This window comes from Borreliella yangtzensis (genome assembly GCF_014201775.1).
GTDB classification, from domain to species: Bacteria; Spirochaetota; Spirochaetia; order Borreliales; family Borreliaceae; genus Borreliella; species Borreliella yangtzensis.
The window spans coordinates 1-2,823 of record NZ_JACHFG010000036.1 but is presented as its reverse complement, the minus strand read 5'-3'; the positions used below and the strand labels follow the sequence as shown (position 1 = coordinate 2,823).

The window sequence follows — 2,823 nt, the reverse complement described above, 5'->3', positions numbered from 1 at the left end:
GGAGTTGATTAAAATTACATTTTCAGTTTGTTAAAATGTAATAACGCAATGTAACAAAATCAATTATTTAAACCTGTAAAAAATTGTAATTATTAGGGGTTGCATTATCTTTTGAACTTATGGAGTAGGAGTAATTTATGAATAAAAAAGTAATAATGTTTATTATTTGTGTCATTTTTGCATTAGTTATTTCTTGCAAGAATTATGCAATTAATAAAGATAGTAAAGATATAGAAAATTCAGAACAAGTTGTAAAAGGTTCAAAACAAGTAGAAAAAGAAGTAGAAAATAAATTTGATAAATTGTTAGATACTTTAAATACTTTGGATATAAAAGATATAAATGATACAAAAGAGATTGAAGAACAAATTAAAAAATTAAAAGAAACAATAGATAAAACGGATGCTAAAAAAACTTCTCTTAAAACATATTCTGAGTATGAAAAGAAAGTACAAGAAATAAAAGAAAAGTTAAAAGATAAGAAAGAGCTTGAAGATAAATTAAAAGAACTTGAAGATAGCTTAAAAAAGAAAAAAGAAGATAGAAAAAAAGAATTAGAAAAGGCTAAGCAAGAATTTGAACAGCTTAAAAATCAAGTTGGTTCTGCAACTGGATCAACTGATGGTCACCGAGCTCAAAATCAAAGAGGCAGTGGAGCACAAGCTTGGCAAAAAGCTAAAGAATATGGTTTAACTGTAAGTTATTCTAATGATGATGATACTGATACTAGTAATATGTCAAGTGGAATAATAGATGGGGCGATTAAACAGATTGAGGAAGAACTTAAAGAGATTAAGGAAGAGTCTAAAAGTTCAGAAGAAAAAAAATAATTTAAAATAGAAGTTCAGTATATAGGAGCAATTTATGGGTAAAAAAATAATAATATTTACTATTAGCGTTGTTTTTGCAGTGATTAGTTCTTGTAAAAATTATGCGGATTTAAAACAAGATGTAAAAGGAAAGGTTAAGGGATTTAGAGAAGGTGTAGAAAAAAAAGTTAAACAAGGTGTAAAACAAGCAGAACAAAAAGTTAAGGGATTTTTAGAAAAAGAAGTAAAAGATATTTCAGATGAAATAGCAAAAAGATTACAAGAAGAAGAAAATAAAAAACATAAAAAAGAAGAAAAGAAAGAAGAAGTTAAAGTAGAAAGAGAAGAAGAACAAGAAGTTAAAGATGATAAACAAGAAGATGAAAAAAAAGAAAAACAAGAAGATTCTAATAAGATAAATCAGGCTCAAATATTGCAGGCAAATAGTCAAGATAGCAAACCAGAATTAGAAGCAGTACAACAAAGCGAAAGTGGTGGTCAACAAAAAGATAAGAAAAATCAACAAAAAGATAAGAAAAATCAACAAGAAGAGAAAGAAAAAGAAGAAAGAGAAAAGAGAGAGAAAGAAGAGAAAAGAAAACAAGAACAAGAAGATGAACAAAAAGTTAAAGAGAAAATTAAAGAACTTACAAATAAAATAGACGAGATAAATAATGGCATTGATTCCATTAAATATAAAAGATGGTTTGTGGAGGATGAAAAAAGATTTGAAGTAAAGGCAACAGACATTAGAGATAAAGTTACAGGGCCTATACTCGACTATTTTACTAATAGTTCTAGAAATACTGAAAGTGATGCCCAAACTAAAAAATCTATATATTATGATTGGGGCTTAACAGATGAAGATGATGAAGAATTAGCAAAGTTATTAAAAGAATTAGGTAAAACTAGAGACGACTTAAGAAAAAATTTAAATGAAGGTAATCAACAAAAAGTTGCGTTGCAATCAGATCCAAAATTAAAAGAAAATGTAAAAGTTAGCGAAATTGAATCAGAGTTAAATAACTTGAAATCAAAATTAAGAGAGGTTAAAAACTATCTTGAAAGTGAATCTAATTTTGAAACAATTAAAGGATATATCGATGCTGCTAATAGCAATAGGATTAAGGTTGATGAAGATGAAGATTAATAGATTTTAGATTTAATTAAACTTTGTATACACAAAATAACAGCTAGCAATATTTGGTTAGTTGTTATTTTTTTGTAAATTGAATTATTACAGTGTTCAATTTAATTATATTTTTTACATTTTTTGTTAAAAAGTATTGTCTAAAATATTTTTTATTTTTATACTATCTATAGTTATGATGCACGCTAATAAAGTTTTTGATTTTTATGATAATTCAGCTAAGAAAGTAAAAAAAAAATTATTTAAAGTTTATAAAACTGATCAATTAACTCAAGAGCGAAAAAAACAAATATGCAATATTTATGAAGCAGTACAAGATTTAGAAACTGTGAAAATTTTTATTAAAGATATTCTGAAAGATAAATATATAATAAAAGAATACGAAAATGCCTATGAAAATAGAATTGATTTTAGCTATAAAGATGGAATATTAGAAGACTGTTTAGAAAAGCTAGGAAAAACAAAATCTAATACGGTTTTGGTCTTTGTTTATGGCATTATTTGTAAGATTAAACAATATCCAAAAATAGATCAACCGTTTGCTATGAATAGTTTTGTAGATATATTATTTCTGGTCATGCACAACTATGATAAGGGAGGTTACACAAGTAATAATCTTGTTAATACAATAAAAGGTTTTTATAAACTTATCAAAAAATAACAAAATACAATAAATTAGCAAATTACTGTTTTTAAATCAATAAAAGCCAATAAATATTAAACACCGCTAATATACATTAAGAAATTAACAGTTTATGTTAATAAATTATTAAATTGCTTTACTATTTAGAGTAACAATTTGTTAATTTTGTTACTTTTGGGTAGTGTTTTTGAAAAGAGTTAAAAGATCTTTTGATGATTATG

Annotated in this window: 3 protein-coding genes; all 3 read left to right on the top strand. The window is 25.3% G+C overall.

Features of this window, described 5'->3' with window-relative positions; genetic code table 11:
- Positions 1-137: 137 nt before the first annotated feature.
- The 3 genes from HNP68_RS06320 to HNP68_RS06310 all read left to right on the top strand — a co-directional run bounded on the left by HNP68_RS06320 (position 138) and on the right by HNP68_RS06310 (position 2,620).
- Positions 138-830 carry an ErpL protein gene (locus HNP68_RS06320; RefSeq protein ID WP_183221558.1) on the top strand — a complete coding sequence of 231 codons (693 nt, stop codon included), beginning with the start codon at positions 138-140 and terminating at the stop codon, positions 828-830.
- 34 nt (positions 831-864) lie between these two features.
- Positions 865-1,959, top strand: a complete 1,095-nt coding sequence (locus tag HNP68_RS06315) for a hypothetical protein (protein ID WP_183221556.1) — start codon at positions 865-867, stop codon at positions 1,957-1,959.
- A 178-nt stretch (positions 1,960-2,137) separates the two neighbouring features.
- Complete coding sequence (locus HNP68_RS06310) at positions 2,138-2,620, top strand: DUF643 domain-containing protein (protein ID WP_183221554.1); 483 nt, start codon at positions 2,138-2,140, stop codon at positions 2,618-2,620.
- Positions 2,621-2,823: the final 203 nt, after the last annotated feature.

What these genes read in the sequence shown, in the direction of transcription:
- HNP68_RS06320 (WP_183221558.1), top strand. Translation starts at nt 138, where the DNA reads ATGAATAAAAAAGTAATAATGTTTATTATTTGTGTCATTTTTGCATTA.
- HNP68_RS06315 (WP_183221556.1), top strand. Translation starts at nt 865, where the DNA reads ATGGGTAAAAAAATAATAATATTTACTATTAGCGTTGTTTTTGCAGTG.
- HNP68_RS06310 (WP_183221554.1), top strand. Translation starts at nt 2,138, where the DNA reads ATGCACGCTAATAAAGTTTTTGATTTTTATGATAATTCAGCTAAGAAA.